The sequence below is a fragment of the Arthrobacter sp. TB 26 genome (assembly GCF_000427315.1).
Classification (GTDB): domain Bacteria; phylum Actinomycetota; class Actinomycetes; order Actinomycetales; family Micrococcaceae; genus Arthrobacter.
Window position 1 is genome coordinate 1 of sequence record NZ_AUPJ01000318.1, and the last position, 18,591, is coordinate 18,591.

General features: G+C 62.8%; 18 protein-coding genes and 2 tRNA genes. 7 read left to right on the top strand and 13 right to left on the bottom strand.

Features of this window, described 5'->3' with window-relative positions; translation table 11 throughout:
* Positions 1-409: 409 nt before the first annotated feature.
* The gene (locus K789_RS0112005; protein ID WP_024366966.1) at positions 410-637 is read left to right on the top strand and encodes a type II toxin-antitoxin system Phd/YefM family antitoxin; all 228 of its coding nucleotides are present in this window, start codon (positions 410-412) and stop codon (positions 635-637) included.
* A gap of 15 nt (positions 638-652) precedes the next feature.
* Here K789_RS0112005 and K789_RS0112010 read toward each other — a convergent pair whose 3' ends face one another.
* From K789_RS0112010 to dnaA, 13 genes are all read right to left on the bottom strand, one after another.
* Positions 653-1,459: a hypothetical protein gene (locus K789_RS0112010; RefSeq protein WP_128081622.1), complete on the bottom strand. Its 807-nt coding sequence runs from the start codon at positions 1,457-1,459 to the stop codon at positions 653-655.
* Positions 1,460-1,786: 327 nt separating this feature from the next.
* Entirely contained in the window at positions 1,787-2,242 is a 456-nt protein-coding gene (locus tag K789_RS0112015) for a hypothetical protein (protein ID WP_024366968.1), read from the bottom strand.
* Between the two features lie 333 nt (positions 2,243-2,575).
* A tRNA-Ala gene (locus K789_RS0112020) sits at positions 2,576-2,651 on the bottom strand.
* A 72-nt stretch (positions 2,652-2,723) separates the two neighbouring features.
* Complete coding sequence (locus K789_RS26205; RefSeq protein WP_224048067.1) at positions 2,724-2,840, bottom strand: DLW-39 family protein; 117 nt, start codon at positions 2,838-2,840, stop codon at positions 2,724-2,726.
* 70 nt (positions 2,841-2,910) lie between these two features.
* Positions 2,911-2,984, bottom strand: a tRNA-Ile gene (locus K789_RS0112030).
* Between the two features lie 98 nt (positions 2,985-3,082).
* Positions 3,083-3,733 carry a DUF3566 domain-containing protein gene (locus K789_RS0112035; protein ID WP_024366969.1) on the bottom strand — a complete coding sequence of 217 codons (651 nt, stop codon included), beginning with the start codon at positions 3,731-3,733 and terminating at the stop codon, positions 3,083-3,085.
* Positions 3,730-6,453, bottom strand: a complete 2,724-nt coding sequence (gene gyrA, locus K789_RS0112040) for a DNA gyrase subunit A (RefSeq protein ID WP_024366970.1) — start codon at positions 6,451-6,453, stop codon at positions 3,730-3,732. The genes K789_RS0112035 and gyrA overlap by 4 nt, the downstream gene beginning before the upstream one ends.
* Before the next feature lie 62 nt (positions 6,454-6,515).
* Positions 6,516-8,600 carry a DNA topoisomerase (ATP-hydrolyzing) subunit B gene (gyrB, locus tag K789_RS0112045; protein WP_024366971.1) on the bottom strand — a complete coding sequence of 695 codons (2,085 nt, stop codon included), beginning with the start codon at positions 8,598-8,600 and terminating at the stop codon, positions 6,516-6,518.
* Between the two features lie 412 nt (positions 8,601-9,012).
* Positions 9,013-9,576 (bottom strand): DUF721 domain-containing protein, encoded by a 564-nt coding sequence (locus K789_RS0112050; protein ID WP_024366972.1) that lies wholly within the window; start codon positions 9,574-9,576, stop codon positions 9,013-9,015.
* Positions 9,569-10,780: a DNA replication/repair protein RecF gene (recF, locus tag K789_RS0112055; RefSeq protein WP_024366973.1), complete on the bottom strand. Its 1,212-nt coding sequence runs from the start codon at positions 10,778-10,780 to the stop codon at positions 9,569-9,571. Before recF ends, K789_RS0112050 begins: the two co-directional genes overlap by 8 nt.
* 26 nt (positions 10,781-10,806) lie before the next feature.
* Positions 10,807-11,691, bottom strand: coding sequence for a phosphogluconate dehydrogenase (NAD(+)-dependent, decarboxylating) (gnd, locus tag K789_RS0112060; protein ID WP_024366974.1), 885 nt, complete (start codon positions 11,689-11,691; stop codon positions 10,807-10,809).
* A gap of 105 nt (positions 11,692-11,796) precedes the next feature.
* Positions 11,797-12,921 carry a DNA polymerase III subunit beta gene (gene dnaN / locus K789_RS0112065; RefSeq protein WP_024366975.1) on the bottom strand — a complete coding sequence of 375 codons (1,125 nt, stop codon included), beginning with the start codon at positions 12,919-12,921 and terminating at the stop codon, positions 11,797-11,799.
* 532 nt (positions 12,922-13,453) lie between these two features.
* On the bottom strand, positions 13,454-14,875 hold the full coding sequence (gene dnaA / locus K789_RS0112070) for a chromosomal replication initiator protein DnaA (protein ID WP_024366976.1): 1,422 nt from the start codon (positions 14,873-14,875) through the stop codon (positions 13,454-13,456).
* Between the two features lie 463 nt (positions 14,876-15,338).
* Here dnaA and rpmH point away from each other — a divergent pair, with 463 nt between their 5' ends.
* The 6 genes from rpmH (at position 15,339) to rsmG (ending at position 18,589) form a co-directional block, all read left to right on the top strand.
* Positions 15,339-15,476, top strand: coding sequence for a 50S ribosomal protein L34 (gene rpmH, locus K789_RS24625; RefSeq protein WP_003800212.1), 138 nt, complete (start codon positions 15,339-15,341; stop codon positions 15,474-15,476).
* A gap of 41 nt (positions 15,477-15,517) precedes the next feature.
* A complete protein-coding gene (rnpA, locus tag K789_RS24630) occupies positions 15,518-15,925 on the top strand; it encodes a ribonuclease P protein component (protein ID WP_084507501.1) in 408 nt (135 codons plus the stop codon).
* Positions 15,918-16,313 carry a membrane protein insertion efficiency factor YidD gene (gene yidD, locus K789_RS0112075; RefSeq protein ID WP_024366977.1) on the top strand — a complete coding sequence of 132 codons (396 nt, stop codon included), beginning with the start codon at positions 15,918-15,920 and terminating at the stop codon, positions 16,311-16,313. The genes rnpA and yidD overlap by 8 nt, the downstream gene beginning before the upstream one ends.
* A 16-nt stretch (positions 16,314-16,329) precedes the next feature.
* A complete protein-coding gene (gene yidC, locus K789_RS0112080; protein WP_024366978.1) occupies positions 16,330-17,310 on the top strand; it encodes a membrane protein insertase YidC in 981 nt (326 codons plus the stop codon).
* A complete protein-coding gene (locus tag K789_RS0112085; protein ID WP_024366979.1) occupies positions 17,310-17,921 on the top strand; it encodes a protein jag in 612 nt (203 codons plus the stop codon). Before yidC ends, K789_RS0112085 begins: the two co-directional genes overlap by 1 nt.
* 17 nt (positions 17,922-17,938) lie before the next feature.
* Entirely contained in the window at positions 17,939-18,589 is a 651-nt protein-coding gene (gene rsmG / locus K789_RS0112090; RefSeq protein ID WP_024366980.1) for a 16S rRNA (guanine(527)-N(7))-methyltransferase RsmG, read from the top strand.
* Positions 18,590-18,591 lie beyond the last annotated feature (2 nt).

The window sequence follows — 18,591 nt, forward strand, 5'->3', positions numbered from 1 at the left end:
TGGCCCGGTTGTTACCCCCCGGCTCCTGAGGTACTAGACGGTGACGTTGAACTGTCGTCCACAGTGTCCGCACCTCATAAGGCCGCCGGTGACGCGGGTGAAAGGTCCGAGTTTGCGCCCGCACCCAGGACAAGGAACGTAGATCAGCCCGTTGACGCGTCGCGTTGCCATGTTGCATCCTTCCGGAACGTGCCGCGTGTGGGCCGATGTCGCTCGAAGAGCGCTGCTTAACGGTGTTACTGAGATCGATGAGCAAGCTATAAGGCCGGATCATCGTCCCTACCGTTCGGCTTCCCCGACACATGCGGGGTCGTGCTACGTTCCGCCGCCACTCTACGAACGGGGTGTGACATTAATCGTTGACGGGAGGTCCACGTACTAGCATGTCGGGTAAGACCAGGAGGCAGCGATGGCCATAACCACGAGCGAGGCTCGACGCAACCTTGTCCGCCTCATCGAGCGGGTGAACCTGGACCGCACCGAGATCGAGATCATGTCCAAGCACGGGTCCGCGGTCTTAATGTCGAAGGCGGAGTACGACTCGTTGGTGGAAACAAGCTACTTGCTCCAATCCCCTGCAAACGCTCACCGCCTCATGTCGGCGCTGAGATCCGCCGGCCGAGCTACCCCTCCCTGATAACTTGCGGCCTGATCACGCGGAACGACCTGCCTCATTGTCCCGATACGCCTTGAGAACACCAACGAATAGCCGGTTGCGGTTGTCCGCAGTCCACGTACGGGCGAGTCCGATGATTACTTTCATGTGGTCCTTCCGGAACCGCATCCTACGGGTCTCCGTTCCGGTGGAACCGCTGACCGGTATGGACCTCACCCGCGCCCGTCCGAAGAGGTCGTTGACCGGGATCGCGCTGCCCTCCGGCGAGAAGATTTCACTGAGTCGGCCTCCCGCATTTGCCCAACTGATGGCGTCCAACACGAACTCCGGATACGAGACCTGGGAAGCGTCATGGTGGTCTGTCAGCCAGCGGCTCAGATCCTTGGGCAGGTAGAGGGTGACATTGCCGGAATGCTCAGCTTCAGAGGTTTCTATCGAGGCAGGCGTTGCTAGCCGGACAGCCGGCGTAGCGGAGGCTGGCTGGACCTGATATTCCGTGAACTCCTCCGGCCACTCATCCGCGGCGGCATCCGGATTCGTTCCATCAGCCAGGTCCAGCTCCACGCCTACAGAAGTCTCAGTGGCAGATGCCTCGATACCTTGATCAAGTCCATGGATAGACTCAGCCTGCTGGCGGTCCGGGCAAATGTCCAAGGCCTTCCCACCGAATCCAGGTCGCGCGGTACGGTCGAGCCGGTATCGCCTGACGACCGGCGGCAGATCAATCTCGGACAGCTGCACCACTAGCCGTGGCACCTCGAGTCCAAGGCTCTTATCGCGCCTCAAACGGAGCCGTGCTGCGCGAATTTCGAGCCGCAATGCGGAGAGTGCCTGATCACTCATCTTCAGTTCGTAGGTCCCGTCGTAAGTCACTTCTTGTCGCAATCGCTTAGAATCCGCTGATTGGCGTCGACTTCTTTAGAATCGTCGACTTAGCCCTAACAAGGAACTTAGCCCAATGCTGGGCCGCCTTGGAGGCGCAAGCATCTTCTCTCGGACCCAGACCTGCCACGGCGGTCGTCATGGGCGTAGCAGCTTCAACTTATCTCTGTTCGGAACCGAACGGTTTCGTTGTTTTTGAACAGAGCTGGTCTCCGTTCTCGGTAATCGAAGTCTGAGACGAGTGTCACCAGTTCGTTATGGCGCAACCTTCGACTCATTTAGCATGCGCTAGGGGCGCTCGACGGATTCGGCCTCGTCGAGCCATTCAACCGGCTCGTTGCTCAGGCCGGCGGCGATGGCAGTGGCCGTTTCGCGCCAGGCGGTGAGTTCAGCAACGGCCATGTGGGGCTGCTGGGTAGCGAAAGACGCCCTCGCGGCTACCAGCACCGCTGTCGCACAGGCATCCTGGTCGGCCGGGCTCAGGGCGAGCATCCACGGGAAGCGGTCGCTCATGCGATCTGCGAGCGTCCCCTCGATGCTCGTTGAGACAGCGACCAGCTGGGCCGCCAGCTCCAGCAGCGCCTCCCGGGCCCTGTCGGCGCTCTCGGACATCAGTACCAGGGACTCCCCGTCGCGCCGGGTGATCCGGACAGGGTGGTAGGCCGCAGCGGCGAAGACCTCCGCGGACGCGCGGCTCAGCTCAGAAGACTGGAAAGTCGTCCGGGATTTGCTGGCTGGGCTCATGCATCAAGGCTAACTCAGAACATATTCTGAAGTCCATAAAAACTGGCGACGCCGACCAATTGCGGACCAGGAGCCGCAGGGTCGGCGTCGGACGCACGTCGGGCGCACACAGACAGATCGAGGGATCGCCGTCCGCAGGATTCCGGGGCACACGGGGCGCGCAGAACCCAACACTAATTACTACCGAAATTTATCGATTTACTATCGGACTAGGGCCGTCGCAGTGTACGGTCAGGGGACCAGAACATCCCCCACCGCGGCAAAATCCGCGTCATATCAGGGAAAACAAAAGAGCCAGGCGTCCTAGCCGCCTGGCTCTTTCATTATTCCCTATGGTGGAGGCACGGGGACTCGAACCCCGAACCCCCTGCTTGCAAAGCAGGTGCGCTACCAATTGCGCCATGCCCCCATAAGAAGCAACCCGACAATCATACCCTAGTTCGAGAAGCAGTTTCCCAGCTCCCGATCCGGGGAATCCGGGCTAATCAACCGTGTCGGTTGATTCGCTCCAGACCGTTTTCCGGGCCTCGGATTCCTGCACTTTCTTGTAGAGCAGGACGCCTGCGATCGTGGCTGCAACAACCAGCAACTTCTTCACATGCACCCCGTTCCGGTTCGGCGATAAACAAATATCAACCGACCCTCCACTTGAATCTGTACAGATTCCGTGGGCGTACCAGGACTTGAACCTGGGACCTCTTCGTTATCAGCGAAGCGCTCTAACCGCCTGAGCTATACGCCCCGATGCCTCATCGGGCCGAGATACGACTTTACAGCACATCCCGGCCCGATCTCAAATCGAGGCATTTCCCCGGGAAAAATCCGGGAAAACTATGGGATTTAGTCGTCCGTGAGGGTGACCCCAATGCCGCCCACGAGGGTGGCCGAGATGTTGTACAGCACGGCCGAGAGCATGGACAGTGCCGTCAGCAGCACGACGTTGATGACGGCAATGATGGTGGCGAAGGAGGCCACCTGTCCCAGCGAGGCGACCTTCTTCAATTCGAAGCCGCCGCCTTCGGAACCGGCCAGGGTGCCGAGGAGTCCGTCGACCTGGTCGAAGATCCCGGTCAGGTCCAGGACCGTCCAGAGCACAATCGCGGCCACGACGGTCACGATGCCCAGTGCCACGGAGAGCAGGAAGGCCATCTTCAGCACGGACCAGGGGTCAACCTTGCTGACCAGCAGGCGGGCCCGGCGGACCTTGGCCTTGGGCGCCGGCTTGATCAGCCCGGCAGTGGTCTGTCCCGGACGGTCTTGGCCCGGACGTTGTCCGGGGGTAGCCGGGCGCTGGCCGGGTGCCACCGGACGTCCCTGCGCGGGACGTTGCCCTGGCACTGCCGGCCGCTGGGCCGAGCCATTGGCTCCGCCGGCTGCTCCGGGGCGCTGTTCGGGACGGGACGGCGCGCTTACCCGCGGCGCGGAGGCAGGCTGCCGCACTCCGCCGGGAACGCCGCTGTTCGGCTTGGGATATGAGTCGGAATTACTCACGCGTTACCTCCGGTGTTGTCTTCGTCCAGCTCGGCATCGCCTGATGACTCATCTGACTCCGGGGCCGGTGCTGATTCTTCCGCTGCGGACCCCTCTTGTGATCCGGTATCTTCAGCCAACGTTACGTCATCCATCGCCGATGCCTGACTTTCGGCGGCATCGACTGCATCTTCGTCTTCGACCATCTCGTCGGTTTCAAGTCCTCGTTCGCTGTTGCGTGCCACCTCGATGATGCGGTCGTTCTTGTCCGGCTTGGCGAAGATGACGCCCATGGTGTCCCGCCCCTTGGCCGGGACTCCGGTCACGGAGGAACGGACCACCTTGCCGCCTTCCATGACCACCAGGACTTCGTCTTCCTCCTGGACGATCAGGGCGCCCACGAGGTGGCCGCGCTCCTCCTGGTACTTGCCGACCTTGATGCCAAGGCCGCCACGGCCCTGGAGGCGGTATTCCTCGACGGCGGTGCGCTTGGCGTAGCCGCCCTCCGTGACGATGAAGACAAAGGAGCCGTCCGTGACGACGTCGGCCGCCAGCAGTTCGTCGTCCTCGCGGAACTTCATGCCCGTGACCCCGGAAGTTGCCCGGCCCATCGGGCGCAGGGCCTCATCGGTGGCAGTGAAACGGATCGACTGGCCCATGCGGGAGACCAGCATCAGGTCGTCGGTCTCGGACACCAGCTGGGCGGAGACCAGCTCGTCGCCGTCGCGAAGGTTGATCGCGATGACGCCTGCGGAGCGGTTGGTGTCGTAGTCCTCGAGGCGGGTCTTCTTCACGAGCCCGCGTTTGGTCGCCAGGACCAGGTACGGCGATTGCTGGTAGTCCCGCAGGTCCAGGACCTGGGCGATGTGCTCGTCAGGCTGGAACGCGAGCAGGTTGGCCACGTGCTGGCCCTTGGCGTCACGTCCGGCTTCCACGAGCTCGTACGCCTTGGCCCGGTACACCCGGCCAAGGTTCGTGAAGAACAGCAGCCAGTGGTGGGTGGTGGTCACGAAGAAGTGCTCGACGACGTCGTCGCCGCGCAGCTGCGCGCCCTTGATGCCCTTGCCGCCGCGCTGCTGCGAACGGTAGTTGTCGCTGCGGGTGCGCTTGACGTAGCCGCCGCGGGTGATCGTGACGACCATTTCCTCTTCGGGGATCAGGTCCTCCATCGACATGTCGCCGTCGAAGCCCAACAGGACCTTGGTCCGGCGGTCATCGCCGTGTTTGGCCACGATTTCGGCCAGTTCGGTGCTGATGATCCCGCGCTGGCGTTCCTCCGAGGCCAGGATCGAGTTGTACTCGGTGATCATGGCTTCGAGTTCCGAGTGGCGGTCCTGGATCTTCTGGCGTTCCAGTGCCGCGAGCCGGCGCAGCTGCATGTCCAGGATGGCGCGGGCCTGGAGCTCATCGATGTCGAGGAGCTGCATGAGGCCGTCTCGGGCCGCCTCGGTGGTGTTCGAGGCCCGGATCAGTGCGATGACTTCGTCGAGAGCGTCGAGCGCCTTGAGGAGGGCACGCAGGATGTGCGCTTCCTCCTCGGCCTTGCGGAGCCGGTAGCGTGTCCGGCGGGCGATGACATCCATCTGGTGGGTCACCCAGTGCCGGATGAACGCATCCAGGCTCAGCGTGCGGGGCACGCCGTCGACGATCGCCAGCATGTTGGCCGCGAAGTTGTCCTGCAGCTGGGTGTGCTTGTAGAGGTTGTTCAGCACCACCTTGGCGACGGCATCGCGCTTGAGCACGATCACGAGGCGCTGGCCGGTGCGTCCAGAGGTTTCATCGCGCAGGTCGGCGATGCCGGAGATCTTGCCGTCCTTGACGAGCTCGGCAATTTTGATCGCCAGGTTGTCCGGGTTGGCCTGGTAGGGCAGCTCGGTGACCACGAGGCAGGTGCGGCCCTGGAGTTCCTCCACATTGACCACGGCGCGCATGGTGATCGAGCCGCGGCCCGTCCGGTAGGCGTCCTCGATCCCCTTGTGGCCCAGGATGGTCGCACCGGTCGGGAAGTCGGGTCCCTTAATGCGAACAATCAGCTCTTCGAGCAGTTCCTCACGGCTCACGGTCGGGTTGGCCAGGTACCACTGGACGCCGTCGGCAACCTCGCGGAGGTTGTGCGGCGGGATGTTGGTGGCCATGCCGACGGCGATGCCCGAGGAGCCGTTGACGAGGAGGTTCGGGAAACGCGCCGGCAGGATGGTGGGTTCCTGGTTCTTGCCGTCGTAGTTGTCCTGGAAGTCGACGGTTTCCTCGTCGATGTCGCGGACCATCTCCATGGCCAGCGGGGCCATCTTCGTTTCGGTGTATCGCGGTGCTGCTGCGCCGTCGTTGCCGGGCGAGCCGAAGTTGCCCTGGCCCAGTGCCAGCGGGTAGCGCATGGTCCAGTCCTGGATCAGCCGGACCAGCGCATCGTAGATGGCGGTGTCACCGTGGGGGTGGTACTGGCCCATGACCTCGCCGACCACGCGGGCACACTTGTTGAACGAGCGCTCCGGGCGGTAGCCGCCGTCGAACATCGCGTAGAGCACGCGGCGGTGGACGGGCTTGAGACCGTCACGGACGTCCGGGAGGGCCCGTCCCACAATCACGGCCATCGCGTAGTCGAGGTAGGAACGCTGCATTTCCGTCTGCAGGTCAACCTGTTCAACGCGGTCGGTCAGCACATCGGTGTCAAGGACGGTGCCCTCAATAACGGGCTCAGCGTCGGCCGAGCCGGCCGGAACTTCTGGTGTTTCGTCACTCATAGTCTATATTTTCCGTTTCAGGTATATATCAGTCCGGGAATATTCAGGGCGTGGAAAAACCGCTAGATATCGAGGAACCGAACGTCCTTGGCGTTCTGCTGAATGAAGTTTCGGCGGGACTCAACGTCTTCGCCCATCAGGGTGGAGAAGGTCTGGTCCGCAGCCAGGGCGTCGTCCATGGTGACTTGAAGCAGGGTGCGGTGATCCGGGTCCATGGTGGTGTCCCACAACTCGGTGTAGTCCATTTCACCAAGGCCCTTGTAACGCTGGATGCCGTTGTCCTTGGGGATGCGGCGGCCTGCCGCCTGGCCCGACAGCAGCCGCGCATCGCGCTCCCGGTCGCTGTACACGTAGTCATGCGGTGCATTGGACCACTTGATCCGGTACAGCGGGGGCTGCGCGAGGTAGACGTAGCCGTTTTCGATCAGGGGACGCATGTAGCGGAACAGCAGGGTCATCAGCAAGGTGGTGATGTGCTGGCCGTCGACGTCGGCATCGGCCATGAGGACGATCTTGTGGTAACGCAGTTTGCTCAGGTCGAAGTCCTCGCCGATCCCCGTGCCGAACGCGGTGATCATGGACTGGACCTCGGCGTTGCCCAGCGCCTTGTCCAGCCGGGCGCGCTCCACGTTCAGGATCTTGCCGCGCAGCGGCAGGATGGCCTGGGTTTCCGGGTTGCGGCCGCGCTTGGCGGAACCGCCGGCGGAGTCGCCCTCCACGATGTAGACCTCGCACTTTTCCGGGTTTTTCGACGAGCAATCCGAGAGTTTTCCAGGCATGCCGAAGGATTCCAGCGGGCTCTTCCGGCGGGCGTTGTCGCGGGCCTTCCGGGCAGCCATCCGTGCCTGGGCGGCAGAGATGGCCTTGCGGATGACGTCGCGGGCGGGGCCGGGGTTCCGTTCGAGCCAGTCGCCGAGCCCGTCCGTGACGACGCGCTGGACAAAGCCCTTGACCTCGGAGTTGCCGAGCTTGGTCTTGGTCTGGCCCTCGAACTGCGGTTCGGCCAGCTTGACCGAAATAACGGCGGTCAGGCCTTCGCGGATGTCGTCGCCGGTGAGGTTGTCGTCCTTTTCCTTGATGATGCTCTTCTCCCGCGCATAGCGGTTGATCAGCGAGGTCATCGCGGCGCGGAAGCCCTCTTCGTGGGTGCCGCCCTCATGGGTGTTGATGGTGTTGGCGTAGGTGTGGACGCTCTCGGAGTACGCGTTGGTCCACTGCATCGCCATTTCCAGGGCGATGTGGCGTTCCTTGTCCTCGGTTTCGAAGGCGATGACGTCCTCGTGGACCACATCGACCTTTTTGCCGGAGTTCAGGTGTTTGACGTAGTCCAGCAGCCCGTCGTCGTACTGGTAGACCACGGTGTGGAATTCGGCCGGAACTTCACCCTCGGTCGGAACGACGTCGAGGTCCAGGTCGCCGTCTTCGGATGGTTCCGCTGCGGCACGCCGCTCATCGGTCAGCGTGATCCGCAGCCCCTTGTTCAGGAACGCCATCTGCTGGAAGCGGGCGCGGAGCGTTTCGAAATCAAAATCCGTGGATTCGAAGATGCTGGCATCCGGGTAGAACGTCTGGGTGGTGCCGGTCTCGGTTGTCTCTTCGCCCTGGACCAGACCGCCCTGCGGCTTGCCGCCGTCGGCGAAGGACATCCGCCAGACGTTGCCCTGCCGGCGGACCTCGGTATTGACGCGGCTCGAGAGCGCGTTGACCACGGAGATACCGACGCCGTGCAGGCCACCCGACACGGCGTAGCCGCCGCCGCCGAATTTGCCGCCCGCGTGCAGGATGGTCATAACGACCTCCACGGTGGGCTTGTGCTCCGTCGGGTGCATGTCGACCGGAATGCCGCGGCCGTTGTCGACCACCTTGACCCCGCCGTCGGCCTGCAACACGATTTCGATGTGGGTGCAGTATCCGGCCAGGGCCTCATCGACCGAGTTGTCCACGACTTCGTAGACCAGGTGGTGCAAACCGCGCGGTCCGGTGGAGCCGATGTACATGCCGGGACGTTTCCGGACAGCTTCCAGGCCTTCGAGCACCGTGATGTCGCTGGCGCCATAGCTGTGGGGAGTCTCGGTTTCCGGCGGGGTGTCCGCCGTGTCAGCCACTACTGGTTCCACTGCCGGGATCTCTGCATTGTCGTTAGCCACAGGCGCTTTCGACTCCTCTTTTTCGTTGAAGGCCGGCCGTTGCCCCTTCCCGGAGGAAACAGCTACTGCCAACGGGCACGTCACTGATGACACCGGTTGTGCTGCTGGCTCGAGGATCCGTCTACCGCACGCGGATATTGCGTCGGAAACGGACTCAGTCAACGTTTCACCGGCGCCCAGTTATCTATCACGATTCTACCGTGTTATAGGGACGAAACCCGCATTCCAGGGGGTCAAACGGGCAGGAAAGTGCCGCTGGGAGGCCGCAGACTCCGCCTGCAAGGCCCCAGGGGTACCGGATGCGGGTTCCTATACGGCTCTGCTGCCTCTGAGCGCCCTACACGCCGTTTGCGGAATTTTCAAGAGTTTTGCAAGGAGTGCTTCAGACCGGGTGCGATGGCAGTCCCCGACGTTATCCGTATGTGTCCCGCGGCCCGCGCCCGTTGACGGTCCGGCCGCCCTTGCGCCAGCTGGGCGCCGCGGGTCCGAGGACCTGGATCTTGGTCACGACCCCTTCGCCGAGTTCGGTGCGGAATTTCTCCAGCAGGCTGAGGCTCAGCAGGCGCAGTTGCGTAGCCCAGGCGGTCGAATCACAGCGGACGTGGAGGGTGGTATCGGTGAAGCTCTCGGGGGTGCAGTGGGCGGAAATCTCCGGTCCCACGAGCGTTGCCCACTCCGCCATCACCGAACCGACGGCCACGGGAGAGCTCCAGCCGCGCTCCGCGACAAGGCGGCCCACCACCTTGCCGAGCCCCATCGGATCCCGGCCTGTGCCGTGGAATTGTCCGAAACCGCGGGTGCTGCCGGTACTGCGGCCGGACTTCGGCGGGGTGGTTCCCGGCCGCGGCGGCGCCTTGCGCCGAATTTCGCCCCGTGACGCGGCCGCCTCGCGCATCCTGTTCAGCGCCGACTGGGCGGCGTCGATGTCATCGGGATCGCGGCCCGGCTGCAGACCGCCGTCGGTATCCTTATTCATCGATTCCTCCCGGGATTACCTTCACCCGCCGCCCGGCCAGTTCTGTCGGGATATCGTCCTCGACGGCGGCGGTCACGAGCACCTGCTCGGCGCCGGATACTATTGCGGCCAGTTTACGCCGCCGCTGGACGTCAAGCTCGGCAAAAACATCGTCCAGGATCAGGATCGGGGCGGTTCCCCCGGTGCGGGCGTCATCGAGCATGACATAGTACGAGGCCAGGCGCAGGGACAGGCACATGGACCAGGTTTCGCCATGCGAAGCATAGCCTTTGGCAGGGGCAGCCCCCAGGACCAATTCGAGTTCGTCGCGGTGCGGCCCAACGAGGGAGATCCCGCGCTCCAGTTCCCTGCGCCGTGATGAAGCGAACGCCTGGACGTATCGTTCGGTGAGTTGGTCGACGGAGAGCAGGCGCAGGTCCTCTGCGGGCCCGGCGGCTTCCCCGCCGCGGGCTGACGCGGGGCCGGAAGCGGCGGCCGGCGCAACGCCGTCGTCCTCCCCTGCACCCTGCAGTGTGGAACGGTAGATGGCGCCCGCTTCCTTGGAACCGTCAGTGAGTTGCGCGTAGGCGCTTTTGAGGTGGGGCCGGAGCCGTTCCACCAGTTCGAGCCGCGCGTGCAACAGCTCGGCTCCCGCCCGGGCCATGTGCTGGTCCCACACATCCAGGGTGGCCTCCTGTCCCGTGCCGAATTTGCCCGCGCGGGCGGACTTCAGGAGCGCGTTGCGCTGCTTTAACACCCGGTCGTAGTCGCTGCGGGTCGCTGCATGCCGCGGGATGAGGCTGACCAGGAGTTCATCGAGGAATCGGCGCCGGCTGGACGGATCGCCCTTGACCAGGGCCAGGTCCTCGGGGGCGAACAGTACGGTTTGGCAGATGCCCAGGATGTCCCTGGCCCGGACCGGATTGCTGCGGTTAATCCGGGCGCGGTTGGCGCGGGAGCTGTTGATTTCGAGTTCGAGCACGGTGGACTGCTCGCCGCGGACGAGCTTGGCACGGATCATGGCCCGGTCGGCGCCGAAACGCAGCAACGGGGCATCGGAACTAACGCGGTGCGAACTGAGCGTGGCCAGGTAGCCGATGGCTTCCATGAGGTTGGTCTTGCCGATGCCGTTAGAGCCAACCAACACTGTGACGCCGGGCTCCAGGCTCAGCTCCACCTGGGCATAACTGCGGAAATCTGTGAGCGAAAGTTGTTCGAGGTACACGCCGGGTTCAGGATTTCAGGGCTGGACTACTTGGCCGGACGGGTCGCGTGCCCGCCGAACTGGTGGCGCAGCGCGGAAACCATCTTCATCGCGGGCGAGTTATCCTCCCGGGAGGAGAAGCGGGCAAAAAGCGCTGCCGTGATGGCCGGTGCCGGCACGGCGTTGGCGATAGCTTCCTCCACGGTCCAGCGGCCTTCGCCCGAATCCTCGACGTAATCGTCAATCGACTCCAGGCCGGGATCCTCGTCAAGGGCTTTGACCATAAGGTCCAGCAGCCAGGACCGGACGACGGTTCCCTTCTGCCAGGCCCGGAACGTGCCGGGGAGATCGGTGACGATGTCCTTGGCGGCCAGGAGCTCGTAGCCTTCGGCGTACGCCTGCATCAGCCCGTATTCGATGCCGTTGTGGACCATCTTGGCGTAGTGGCCGGCGCCGATCCCGCCGACGTGGACGAAGCTGTCGGCGCGGTCGCCTTCGGGACGGAGTGCGTCGAAGACGGCCATCGCCCGTTCGATGTCCGCGGCGTCACCGCCAGCCATGAGGCCGTAGCCGTTCTGCAGCCCCCAGACCCCGCCGGAGACACCGCAGTCGGCGAAACGGATGCCTTTTTCCGCCAGGGCTGCCCCGTGCTTCTGGTCCTCGGTGAAGCGGGAGTTGCCGCCGTCCACCACCAGGTCGCCGGCGTCGAGTTTGTTCCCCAGTTCGGTGATAACGGCGTCGGTGATCTCGCCGGAGGGGACCATCACCCAGATCAGGCGCGGCGCCGGGACGGCGGCGATCAGTTCATCGATGCTCGCGACGTCGGTGACGCCCGGGTTGCGGTCAAAACCGGTGACGTCAACTCCACCCTTGCGCAGCCGTTCGCGCATGTTGAAACCCATTTTTCCAAGGCCGATAAGTCCGATGTGCACTTAGATGAACCCTTTTCTGCGCTGGGGTGTTTCGGGTGGGGGCGTCCACCCAACTGACTGGCAGCTGAGGCCGTTTTGATCCCTCAAAACGGCCGTAACTGCGAGTTAGTTGGGCAGCCGGACCGGCATGACCAGGTAGCGGTAGTCGCCCTGGTCCTCGCCGTCGGCGTCGTGTTGGGCCGTGATCATGGCCGGCTTGGGCGCGCTGGTGAAGGAGAACCGCACAAACTTGGTTTCGATGACGCTCAGGCCTTCGATCAGGTAGTGCGGGTTGAAGGCGACAGTGATGTCTTCGCCGGTGAGCTGGGCTTCGAGTTCTTCGGAGGCCTGCGCATCTTCTCCCGTGCCGGCGTCCAGGTGCAGCTGGCCCTGGGTGAAGGCGAGCCGGACCGGGGTATTGCGTTCCGCCACGAGCGAGACGCGGCGCACAGCTTCGACGAGTTCGGACGTCTGCACGGTCGCGTGGATGGGCGTGGACTCGGGAAAGAGCGAGCGGATCTTGGGGTAGTCGCCGTCAACCAGGAGCGACGTCGTCGTGCGGCCGCCGCTCTCAAATCCGATGAGTCGGCTGTCGTCATCGGCAAGGGCGAGGTGGATGTCGCCGCTGCCACCAAGGGTCTTGGCCACTTCGTTGAGGGTCTTGGCCTTGACCAGGGCGCTGGTTGAGATGCCCGGAGTGACGGGCTTCCACGGGACTTCGCGCATGGCCAGACGGTAGCGGTCGGTGGCCAGCAGCGTGATGAGGTCGTCTTCGATCTCCATCCGCACACCGGTGAGGATCGGCAGGGTGTCGTCCTTGCTCGCCGCGATGATCACCTGCGAGACAGCCTGGGCGAACGAGTCGCCCGGGACCGTGCCACTGATCGGGGGCAGTGCGGGCAGCGGCGGGTATTCGGCTTCCGGCATGGTGGCCAGGTGGAAGCTGCTTCGACGGCAGGTCAGGGTGACTTTGTTGCCATCGGTTTCGATGTCGACCGGTGCGGAGGGAAGGCTGCGGCAGATGTCGGCGAGCAGGCGTCCGGAGACCAGGATGGTGCCTTCGGTTGTGACGTCAGCAGCGATTTCAAGCCTCGCCGAGGTCTCGTAATCGAAGCTCGACAGGCTCACGGTACCGGCTTCAGCTTTGAGGAGCAGGCCGGAAAGTACGGGTACCGGCGGCCGCGGAGACAACGACCGGGCGGTCCAGGTCACGGCTTCTGCCAGGACGTCCCGTTCGACTCTGAACTTCACGGAAGGGTGCCGCCTTTCATTGCTGCTGTCATCGCTGGTAGCCGGGCCACCGGCCCGGCAGGGAATCACAAAAGATGTCCAGGACGGACACACTGCAGACAGCTTAGCCGCAAGAAGTGTGATTCTCCCATCCCCGGGTTACATCCGTGTGGTTCGCTCCGGCCGGCCCGGTGCCGGTTTCCGGCCACGGCCGGGACGGTCCTTGGCTGTGTGCGGGGTCCGGATCGAAGTTGTTATTTGAGGGAATTTCATTTTCTAGGGATTAGTAGTGTTAATAACTGCTGTGGATACTGTGGATAACCCTGTTTGGCGGTGCGATTCCGGGGTTAAGCCCTGTTCATGGACTGTGGGTGGAGCAGGTTTTAAACAGGGTGTGGATGGGGATAACATTTTTTGCCGTTCCGCTGATCCACAGATGCCTTAAGGGTTTTAAGCCCATTAACCGCGGTTGTCCCCTTAACTATCCACAGGCTTGTCCACAGGCGCCTGTTAATAAGGTAAGAGTGCGCGTCTGGTCAGGTCAGGAATCAGCTCAGGAATTGCGTTGCTGCTGCTTGATCCGGTTGGTCAGTTCGGTCACCTGGTTGTAGATCACCCGTCGCTCGGCCATCAGTTCGCGGATCTTTCGGTCAGCGTGGATGACCGTGGTGTGGTCGCGGCCGCCGAGCTCCTGGCCGATCTTGGGAAGGGACATGTCCGTGAGCTCACGGCACAGGTACATGGCGATCTGCCGGGCGGTCACCAAAGTCCTGGTCCGCGACTTGCTGCAAAGTTCCTCCATGCTGAGCTTGAAGTAGTCGGCAGTCTGGGTCAGGATCTGCGCGGAGGTGATCTCCTGGGCTCCGTCATCGGTGATGAGGTCCTTGAGCACCATCTCGGCCAGGGCCACGTCGACCGGCTGGCGGTTCAGGCTGGCGAAGGCCGTGACGCGGATCAGTGCCCCCTCGAGTTCGCGGATGTTGCTCGAGATCTTCGAAGCGATGTACTCCAGGGCATCGTCCGGGGCGGAGAGGCCCTCGCTGAGCGCCTTCTTCCGGAGGATCGCGATCCGGGTCTCGAGTTCCGGCGGCTGGATGTCGGTCAGGAGGCCCCATTCGAACCGCGACTTCATCCGGTCCTCGAAACCAGCGAGCAGCTTGGGTGGCTGGTCGGAGGTGATGACCACCTGCTTGTTGTTGTTGTGCAGGGCGTTGAACGTGTGGAAGAACTCCTCCAGCGTCCGGTCCTTGCCGGCCAGAAACTGGATGTCATCGATCAGCAGGACGTCCACGTTGCGGTATGTCGTCTTGAAGCTGGTGCCTTCATCGTCACGGATGGAGTTGATGAAGTCGTTGGTGAATTCTTCGGAGTTCACGTAGCGGACCCGGATCCCGCTGTAGAGCCGCCGGGCGTAATGGCCGATTGCATGGAGCAGGTGGGTCTTGCCCAGTCCGGAATCACCGTAGATGAAGAGGGGGTTGTAGGCCTTGGCCGGCGCTTCTGCGACGGCGACGGCCGCGGCATGGGCGAAGCGGTTCGAGGAACCGATCACAAAGGTGTCGAACACATACTTTGGATTCAATCGGCCGAATTCGTGGGAGGTGCTTGGCAGCATCGGCTGCGGCTTCAGTTCCACCGACGGATCGGCCAACAGGGACAGCTCGACGGCGGGTTCGGGTTCCGTGTGGAGCGGTACCAGATCGGTGTCAACGTCGATCGCGCAACGGATCTCGTCGGAGAAAACGTTCCGGAGGGCGTCATCGAGGGCCTCCTTCACCTGCGTCTGGAGTACCTCGCGGGTGAGTTCGTTGGGCACGGCGACCAGAAGGGTGGAACCGATGAGGCCCTGGGCCTGGGCGAGGATGACGAAACCACGCTGCCGCGGTGAAACACGGTGGTCATTCTCCAGCAGGCTCACTACCCGCCGCCAGGAACTTCCGACAGTGTTGGCTTGGTTGGCTTCGTCTACTGTCATCAATCAGTTCCTCAAACTTGCTTGCCTGCATTACCTGCAGCCACAAGTCCCGAACCAGTGTGCTGGCCCCGGCTTAATCCACAGGGTTATGCACAGTCCGTGGATAATCGGCTACTGGGACACTCTAGGCGATGAAAAGTCCAGAAGATAGCTGGATTCTGTCCTGTGGATAATGACACTGGTGTAGTTCGAAAACGGGGTGCGTGACGCACTTCATCCACAGGCTGGGGAGGCGGTTAGCCACAGCTGGGGAAAGTCTGCGGCGCGACCCCCGGTTTGACTCCGGAGGGCAGCAAGCCCTAACGTTGTGAAGTCCCATGTGTACGCTTTTCGCCTCTTTTGTTTCTCTCCCGACGCCCTGCGTCTTGCGAGTCGAGGGAAGCGGCACATACAAAACTTAGCGTCGACCAGTTCTTCCCCTTGATCGGGTGGGCGCACCTTTGATCCCACTGGAGTAACTAACGTGAGCAAGCGGACTTTTCAGCCGAATAACCGCCGTCGAGCCAAGAAGCACGGCTTCCGCCTTCGTATGCGTACCCGTGCCGGCCGTGCCATCCTGGCAGCCCGTCGTGGCAAGGGTCGCACCGAGCTGTCGGCCTAAATAACTGACTCGTCGGTCCACATCCCTGTGCGAGTTTAAAGGTGCTGGCCACCCGCAACCGTCTGAGGACATCAACCGATTTTTCAACAACTGTACGTTCCGGTGTCCGCAATGGGCGCCGGAACGTAGTGTTATATACGGTAGCCCTGGCTGCCAATGAACCAAGCCGGATCGGATTCATCGTTTCCAAGAGTGTCGGGAACGCTGTTGTCAGGAACCTCGTTAAGAGAAGACTGAGAGAAGTCGGTGCCTTGTCGTTGCAGCAATACGGCAGCGGGTTCGCGATAGTGGTCCGGGCCCTGCCCNNGGCGGGTGCCAGCTGGGACCAGCTGCGATCGGACTATGACGCCGCCCTTGAAAGCAACATGAAACGGCTGGGCAGCCGCCTTCCTAAGGCTGCTTCTTCAGTTTCTTACGAGAAAACACAGGAAGGGACCCCGCGTGCGTAACTTAACTGCCGCCGTCGTCCCTCCTGCAAAATCCGCAGCCGTTTGGCTGGGCCGGGCAGTCTGGAACTTGCCCCGCAATATCCTCATCCTGCTGCTTCTGGCGTACCGCAAGGCGATCTCACCGCTGTACGGCCAGGTTTGCCGCTTCTTTCCCAGCTGCTCTGCCTACGCCCTTGAGGCGATTACGGTCCACGGCGCGGTGAAGGGAAGCTGGCTAGCGGCCAAGCGTCTGTTGCGCTGCCATCCCTGGAATGCCGGTGGTGTGGACCATGTCCCCGCCGGTAAATACGAGTGGCCCGCGGACCGCACCCCCACAATTGTTGTGCTGAACAATCCGGACAAGTACCTGCCTGCTCAGACTGATGGAGAAGGCCGCTCTGCGGCCTGACGAATAGGGATATCGTATGGATTTCTTTGAAACAATCATGTTTCCGTTCAAGTGGCTTGTGTCCGCCATTATGGTGGTCTTCCACGATGGCCTGAGCGCCATCGGCATGCCCGCCGCCAATGGCTGGACGTGGACCCTGTCCATCATCGGCCTGGTGCTGGTAATCCGCGCGGCCCTGATTCCCGTATTCGTCAAGCAGATCAAGGCCCAGCGCGGCATGCAGCTGCTGCAGCCGGATCTGAAGAAGCTGCAGGACAAGTACAAGGGCAAGACCGACCAGCTGTCCCGCCAGGCCATGGCGCAGGAACAGATGGCCATGTACAAGAAGCACGGCACCAACCCGTTCTCGGCCTGCCTGCCCATGCTGATCCAGATGCCCTTCTTCTTCGCACTGTTCCAGGTCCTCTCCGGGATCACGACGGCGGCGACCAGCGGGAAGAGCATCGGCGCGATGAGCCACGAGCAGGTGGTGCAGTTCGATGAGTCCAGCATCTTCGGGGCCCCGCTCTCCGCCACCCTGCTGCACGGCACGCCCGAGGGCGGCAATGTGGTTGCCGTGTGGATCCTGTCGATTGTGATGATCCTGGCCATGACGGCCTCGCAGTTCATCACGCAGAAACAGATCATGGCCAAAAACATGTCCGAAGAGGCGATGGCCAGCCCGTTCATGAAGCAGCAGAAGATGATGCTCTACGTCCTGCCGATCGTCTTCGGTGTGGGCGGCATCAACTTCCCCATCGGCGTGCTGATCTACTGGACCACCACCAACCTCTGGACCATGGCGCAGCAGTTCTTCGTGATCCGCCGCATGCCGACGCCGGGATCCCCCGCCGCAAAGGCCCTGGCCGAGCGCCGTGCCGCCAAGGGCTTGCCGGCCCTGCCCCTGACGGGCGCCAAGAAGGCCGAAGCTGCGGCCGCCGAAGCCGCGGCCGCCGAAGCCCTGATGGCCAAGAGCCAGCGCGTCCAGCCACAACGTAAGAACAGGAAGAGGAAGTAATGTCCGCCGAGAGCACCGAACACGCTATTTCCGCTGAAGCCATCGACGAGCAGGACGGCGCTTTGAGCGCAGTCCAGGACTCCGCTCAGAACACCGATGAAAGTGCCGAAGAGTCCGAGGGTGCCGAGGGCAAGGGCAACTCCGCGAGCCGTCTGGAAGAAGAAGGCGACGTCGCGGCGGACTACCTTGAGGAATTGCTGGACATCGCCGACATCGACGGCGACATCGACATTGAAGTCCGCAACGGTCGCACCTACATCTCGATCGTGGCTGAGGAAGAATCCGCCGGTCTCGAGAACCTGGTTGGCAAGGACGGGGAAGTCCTCGAAGCCCTCCAGGAACTGACCCGGCTCGCTGTGTTGTCCGCGACGGAAAACCGGTCCCGGCTGGTGCTGGACATCAACGGCTACCGCTCCGAGCGTGCCGGCGAGCTGCAGAAGATTGCCGAAGACGCCGTCGCTTCCGTGAAGAAGTCCGGCGAAACCGTGGCTTTGGCCCCGATGAGCGCCTACGAGCGCAAGATCGTGCACGACGCCGTCGCTGACCTGGGACTCGTCAGCGAGTCCGAAGGCGAAGGCGCCGACCGCCACATCGTCGTCTCCGCCGACTGAACGTGCCGGATAGCTTGATGGTTGACATTACCGAGGCCGAACTGCGTGCGGCACAGGCGATCTTTGGTGACCGCCTGGACCTCGCAAAGCGCTACGTGGAGCACCTCGCCACGTCCGGGACGGAGCGGGGCCTCATCGGTCCCCGCGAAGTACCCCGGCTGTGGAGCCGGCACGTGCTGAACTGTGCCGTGATTGAGAGCCAGATTGCCGAGGGAAGCCATGTGGCCGACGTCGGCAGCGGCGCCGGCCTGCCGGGCCTGTGCCTGGCCATAGCCCGGCCCGATCTGGAACTGACCCTGATCGAACCCCTTGAGCGCCGCGTGATCTGGCTCCAGGAAGTAGTGGACGACCTCGGCCTGGACAACGTCACGATTATGCGCACCCGCGCGGAACTCGCCGTGGGTATGGTGAACGCCGACGTCGTCACCGCCCGCGCCGTGTCGGCACTGTCAAACCTTGCCGGACTCACCATCCCGCTACTGGCGGGTAAGGGTGAAGTTGTCGCAATTAAGGGACGCAGCGCCGGCGAGGAAATTGAAAAAGCCGCCAAGGTGATCCGGAAACTTGGCGGCACCCAGACCTCCGTTGTACTGGTGGGTGAGGACCTCCTCGAAGAACCCACAACCGTTGTCCGAATCGTTGTGAATAAGCCTCAAAAGATCGCCTAGCA

Bases quoted from the DNA above. Each gene is read 5' to 3' on its own strand.
- dnaA (WP_024366976.1), bottom strand. From the start codon at position 14,875: ATGACAGTAGACGAAGCCAACCAAGCCAACACTGTCGGAAGTTCCTGG.
- yidC (WP_024366978.1), top strand. From the start codon at position 16,330: ATGGATTTCTTTGAAACAATCATGTTTCCGTTCAAGTGGCTTGTGTCC.
- K789_RS0112050 (WP_024366972.1), bottom strand. From the start codon at position 9,576: ATGAATAAGGATACCGACGGCGGTCTGCAGCCGGGCCGCGATCCCGAT.
- K789_RS0112085 (WP_024366979.1), top strand. From the start codon at position 17,310: ATGTCCGCCGAGAGCACCGAACACGCTATTTCCGCTGAAGCCATCGAC.
- rsmG (WP_024366980.1), top strand. From the start codon at position 17,939: ATGGTTGACATTACCGAGGCCGAACTGCGTGCGGCACAGGCGATCTTT.
- K789_RS0112015 (WP_024366968.1), bottom strand. From the start codon at position 2,242: ATGAGCCCAGCCAGCAAATCCCGGACGACTTTCCAGTCTTCTGAGCTG.
- gyrA (WP_024366970.1), bottom strand. From the start codon at position 6,453: ATGAGTGACGAAACACCAGAAGTTCCGGCCGGCTCGGCCGACGCTGAG.
- K789_RS0112005 (WP_024366966.1), top strand. From the start codon at position 410: ATGGCCATAACCACGAGCGAGGCTCGACGCAACCTTGTCCGCCTCATC.
- K789_RS0112010 (WP_128081622.1), bottom strand. From the start codon at position 1,459: ATGAGTGATCAGGCACTCTCCGCATTGCGGCTCGAAATTCGCGCAGCA.